The sequence below is a fragment of the Streptococcus sp. SP1 genome, assembly GCF_030440005.1.
GTDB lineage: Bacteria > Bacillota > Bacilli > Lactobacillales > Streptococcaceae > Streptococcus > Streptococcus parasanguinis.
Genome location: NZ_JAQFJJ010000032.1, coordinates 1 through 6,192 on the forward strand (window position 1 = coordinate 1; position 6,192 = coordinate 6,192).

Annotated in this window: 1 protein-coding gene; it reads left to right on the forward strand. The window is 42.2% G+C overall.

What is annotated here, in order from left to right; genetic code table 11:
• Positions 1-302 precede the first annotated feature (302 nt).
• The coding region (locus tag PCY07_RS10305) for an accessory Sec-dependent serine-rich glycoprotein adhesin (RefSeq protein ID WP_301556741.1) at positions 303-6,192 on the forward strand (5,890 nt) is incomplete at its 3' end.

Genomic DNA, 6,192 nt, shown 5'->3' on the forward strand with positions numbered 1-6,192 from the left:
CCGCACAGTTGAGTAGGGCTGTAAAAGCTGATGAAATCAGCGTAGTAGAGCCCACTCAACCACTGCGTCTTGCTCGACAATCCAAAAACAATTGAGAGGCTAGGACTTTTGTCCCAGCCTCTTTTAGAACAAAAATGAGTGTGTAGTACCAGTAATTTATTTGGATAGGGATAGCGTCTAGAAGGAGAGCTTGGATATTTAAAACAGTTGAAAAAATTTAAACAAGATACTGGTCATAGTGGAGATGTTTTGATATAATGAAATTTAATGTAAAAAATACTATATGGTAGGAAAAAGAACGTATGCATTTTAAACGAACCAAAGGTCAATATCGCGAAACAGATCGCGTGACACGTTTCAAATTAATAAAATCAGGAAAACATTGGCTCCGTGCAGCGACTTCTTATTTTGGACTGTTTCGAGTCCTCAGGGGAGGAGTTGACAAGGCCAGCGTTCGAGTACCACAGCTCGAAGAAAACGCACCTTCTTCAGTAAAAGAGCACTTATTAAAGGGATTGTTAACAACGGGAGCCTTGTTAACCGGAGCAGCTACGACCTATCGTGTACAAGCAGATGAATCGAATGATGCATCTGCTCTTGAGCGTGCGGTAAGTCCAGCGACAGATGTTTTGGCGGCATCAGACTCAGCTGTTTTAGGTCACTCAACAGAGCCTTCACAGACACAATCACAAACAGAAGCAGCGTCAGCCTCTATTTCAGAGTCAGCCTCAGTAGAAGCTTCTGTGTCTCATTCATTGAGTGTGTCAACGAGTGCCTCAGAATCTGCTAGCACGTCTGCATCAGAGTCAGCATCAACCTCGGCTTCAGAATCAGCCAGCACTTCAGCTTCCCAAAGCGCATCAACCAGTGCCTCAGCATCGATGAGTTCATCGCTTTCGATGTCATCAGAGCCTATTGATTCTCAAGTTGTTTCTGGTGAAAAATTAAATTCTAGAGTAGATTCTGAAGTTCAAGTTGCTAATTCTCCCATAGCTTCTAGCTTAGTAGTTATAAATAGTCAAACGATGAATATTACTTCTACAGCTACAGCAACTATTGCGATAACATCAACATCTGAAGTAACATCTAAGAAAATAGAAGAAGATCGCAAGAAACTTGAAAAATTGTCTGCCGAAATGGGCGAATACCTTGCTAAGGCAGTAGATTTACCGGATACAGATTCAGCTATTCTCAAAGTTAAGACTGCTACTGCTGAGATTGAGTCAGCGCTCAAGGAACCAAATGTTGACCTAGGGCCAGTGATCAAATCAGCTACTTCGGCTCGTAACTCTATCGTTAATGCGGTTTTACGTGCAAACTCAGGTAAACGTGATAGCCGTAATGGACAAATAATACCAAAGGGAGAAAATCTTAGAGGATTTGCGCCTATTACACAAAATGAGCATACAACCGCTTCTCTCGAACAAGGAACCTTTGTGAGTGGGAGTCGAGAGGTAAGCTGGCGTATTAATATGCATTCACAGAGTCCGCTTAATTACGCTGGTCTAATTGCTCAAGTGGATAAAAATACAACCATCACTCGTGTTCTTTTCAATGGCCAACCTATGGAAAAAAATGGTGGCTCAGGGAACGAATATGTTTTCAATAAGCGTCATGATTTGAATATGAATCTTGAAGCGACTATTTGGATCTATGCTACTGTAAATAATAATTCTAGTGAAGCTACTTTGAATGCTCAAGTGGCTACAAGTAGTAGACCGTTTGATGGTTCTACCACTTCGGGCAATTACACCCAAGTTATGAATGGTTCGGTTCCTACTGGTACAGGTCAAAGAGCAACCGATAAAGCACCTACTATCTCGATCACCCCTTCTTATGTTGAAGTATATAATGATGAGGTTTTAGGTGGAGCAAACGGAATTCCTTTTGTCATGAAGGATGATAAAGGGGTGCTAACTATGTTAGCTGATCCGAATAATACTATCATCACTGGTTTGACCATGACTCGTGCACCATTTGGTAATCAAGGATTTAAACCTTATTATTCTAATAGACAGAATCCTAAAGAACATACTTCAGTTGTAAGTGGAACAATTGGTCGAGATTCTAATGCTTGGAAGCCAATGACTCCAGGCGTTTACAATCTTGACTTCAAAGTGTTTGACACTGCTCAACAAAGTACTTTGGGTCGCTTGACGCTTAACATCAAAGGCTTCAACGAACGTAACGAACCTGTGAGTGGCGACACTGTTACAGTTAACAACCCGTCATCTTTAAGCGAGACTGAGAAAGCTCAAATCCTAGCAAACTTCAAGAACCAAAATGCTACGATCCTATCAAGTGCTGACTACGTGAAGGGTTCTGAAGGTGGTAAAGATATTACAGTGTCTAACACTGGTGAAATCACCATTACCTATCGTGATAACACTGTAGACATCGTCCAAGCCAGCGTAAGAGCGGAAACGGAAGTACCTGTTCCTGCTGTTACAGTGACACGTGATGGTCAGACTATTCCATCGACTCCAAGTCCAGTTGCTAGTCGTGGAGATGAACATATCGTCTATGCTGGTGATGACTTCACCGTTAAATTTACAGCGACTGATAATAGTGGTAAGTTAAAAGAGTTCAAGATTGTTTCAATGGCAGATGGGACTCGACCAGGATTGAGAGATAACTTCTTTGAAGATCCTAAATATGGTACAGGAACTGTGGATCTCTTGACAGGAGATATCACTGCTACACCAGAAAATCCTGCGACTATAACCGTCAATGCTCATATGAAGGATGATCTGGAGTGGAAGTCAGGCAATACCTGGCAACGGAATGCAGTTGCAACTGACCAAGTAGGAAACGTAAACGGAACTGTTGGAACTGGTAATGTTCGTATCACTCAAGGACAACTTAAAGACCGTCTTTCAGTGACAAATCCTGAATTTACACCTGTTACAGATAAAAATAACTTGACAGAAACTGAAAAAACAGCTGTTAAGAATGCCATCTATGCTAAGAATAATCAGACAACTCACCGTATCAAAGATATTGAAGTTCAAGCAAATGGTACAGCAACGATTGTCTATAACGATGGAACTCGTAGCACTCCAATTCCACAGTCAGTGACAGTTAATGAACGTCCAAAATTGGTGATTTCGTACGATAGACCAGCTACCAAGGAAATTGATATTTATCGTGACGAGGAAGTTAACCTAACCTTTAAAGCGACGGATGATTCTGGAAAGATCTCTTCTCTGAAGTTTGAAAGACAAGACTCGGCAGATGATTCAAATGGTATTAACTATGCGGGCTATGATGGTCTCAAACGTTCAAATCCGATTACAAACTTGACGGATCAAGCAAATGCAACAATTACCATTACAGGTAAGCTAGATAAGAAATTCGCAGCAGGTCAATCCTTTGTCCGCTATTTGATGGCAACAGATGACCGTAATACTGCTGATAGTAACCATGCAAAAAATGGTATTACTGACAATGGTTATGTCAAATTTAATATCAAGAATCAGACCGATAAGTATAATGCTGTGTCCAAGTCTTCAACTGTCTATACTTTTATAGGTGAGACAGCAGATGATTTGTCAAACGCTACTAATTTTGTTCAGCTTGAAGGCGGGAAACAGCTACCACAAGGTGCGACTGTAACTTGGAAGACTCCGATTGATACGACAAGTTATGGAAATAACAAAAAAGCTGTAGCAACAGTTAGATATTCAGATGGCTCTACAGATGATGTGACTATCAATTACAGCACTATGGCAACAATTGCACCAAAAGAGCCGATCAATGATATTCAAGGTACAACACCACACAATGGGACAGCTTGGTATGATTATGTATATCAAGTGGGGGGGGCTTTCCCTTCAGGCGCTAGTCAGAAATGGACTACAGCTGGAGGCTCTCCTCAAGAATCCTCACCAATTAACACTGCTGAGGCGGGAAGCTTTACTTATAACTTTACTTTTACTTATCCAGTTGGTCGATTTGGAGAAAGTGATGCAGCTAAAGTTTTGAGCAAGACTGTGAATGTTGTACATAATGTTTACAAGTTTGAATCAAATCGCTCCTATGTCTTTACTCAATCTCAGACAAATGATGCTAACTATCAACGTATAGTTGCAAATCCAAAAGATTCTATTACAAAGGTGACAGGTGCACCTGATTATAATGTAAATAAGACGAATTTCAGATGGGCTAATGGTGAACCAGATCTTTCAACTGTTGGTCGATTTACTAAGGATGTAGAAGTTGAGTTGCCAGCAGATGGCACAGGTGTCCGTGTCAAACAGCGTGTTCCAATTACTTACACAGTCAATCCACAAGCACCACAAATCGCCGATGATCAAGTGACAAATACAGGAGGTTTACCAAACCGGTCGATCACTGTAACAAATGTTACACCGGGATCAACTGTAACCTTGACAATAGCTGGACATATTTTCACTAAAGAAGTGAACAATACTGATACTAGTGTCACATTTGATCCTACTGACTTAAAGCAGGCCTATGATGAGAATAATGGCCTTCTTCCAATAGGGGAGGTGACAGCTAAGCAAGAGAAAGTAGTAACTCTTCCAAGTGGTGGAACAGAAAACTTAACTTCAGCTACAACGACGAAGACCATTACCAAGGAAACTGAGAGACCAGAAGCTACCTTTGAACTTTATGTCAAGAATGATAAGACGGGGCTATGGGAAAAACAAACGATTAAGAACAATGTTCGCCCAGGAGTCAGTGGTTATGAAGTCTTTGCAGGCGACAAGATTAAAGTTGTTTTAACTGCTAAAGATAATAGTGGTAAGATTAAAACTCTGAAACTTTATGATGGTGTTTCTGATAAAGATAGAATTTTCCAAGAAGGTTATTCTTCAGATGATGCAGCACCGGGCATTAAGGATACTCCTACTGAAGCTTCAGCAACAAATCCAAAAGTATTAGAGTATACTGCTACTTACGGAGAAAATGTCCAATATAACGATAAAAACAAATGGACTCGTGGAACTAATGCTACAGACTTATCAGATAATACGGGTAGAGTGACGGCTGTAGTAGCGCAAGGGAAACTGAACGAAAAATTCCCTGGTATTAAGCCAAGTGATGCTGTCCAGGTTTCTAATTTAACTTCATTGATGCAAGCTGATCTTGATAAGATTCTTGCTGCAGTGAAGGCGTCTAACCCTGCGTCAGATTTCCGTATTAAATCATATGATATTGATAGCAATGGAACTGTAACGATTACCTACAAAGATGGAACACAAAATACAGTGACTCCAGATTTGTCGGATTCAGACTATAAGTCCGCCTCGCAAAGTGCCTCAACGAGTGCAAGTGAATCCGCAAGTACTAGCGCATCGCAAAGTGCTTCAACTAGCGCCAGAGCGTCCGCAAGCACCTCAGCATCACAAAGCGTATCAACAAGTGCAAGTGAGTCGGCAAGTACATCTGCATCAATGAGTGCTTCGACAAGTGCAAGTGAGTCAGCAAGTACATCAGCGTCAATGAGTGCTTCAACGAGTGCAAGTGAGTCCGCAAGTACGTCTGCCTCACAAAGTGCGTCAACCAGCGCATCAGAATCCGCAAGTACGTCCGCTTCACAAAGTGCGTCAACCAGCGCGTCAGAATCTGCAAGTACTAGCGCATCGCAAAGTGCTTCGACAAGTGCAAGTGAGTCGGCAAGTACCTCCGCTTCACAAAGTGCTTCGACAAGCGCAAGTGAGTCCGCAAGTACAAGTGCATCAATGAGTGCTTCAACCAGCGCGTCAGAATCAGCAAGTACGTCTGCCTCACAAAGTGCTTCAACAAGTGCAAGTGAGTCCGCAAGTACTTCAGCGTCACAAAGCGCGTCAACCAGTGCCAGTGAATCAGCAAGTACGTCTGCATCAATGAGTGCTTCGACAAGTGCAAGTGAGTCAGCAAGTACATCTGCTTCACAAAGTGCTTCGACAAGCGCAAGTGAGTCAGCAAGCACATCCGCATCGCAAAGTGCTTCAACCAGCGCGTCAGAATCAGCAAGTACAAGTGCATCGCAAAGTGCTTCAACAAGTGCATCAGAATCCGCAAGTACATCTGCATCGCAAAGCGCTTCAACAAGTGCATCAGAGTCAGCAAGCACAAGCGCATCGCAAAGTGCATCAACCAGTGCGTCTGAGTCCGCAAGTACATCTGCTTCACAAAGTGCTTCAACAAGTGCCAGCGAATCAGCAAGTACAAGTGCGTCACAAA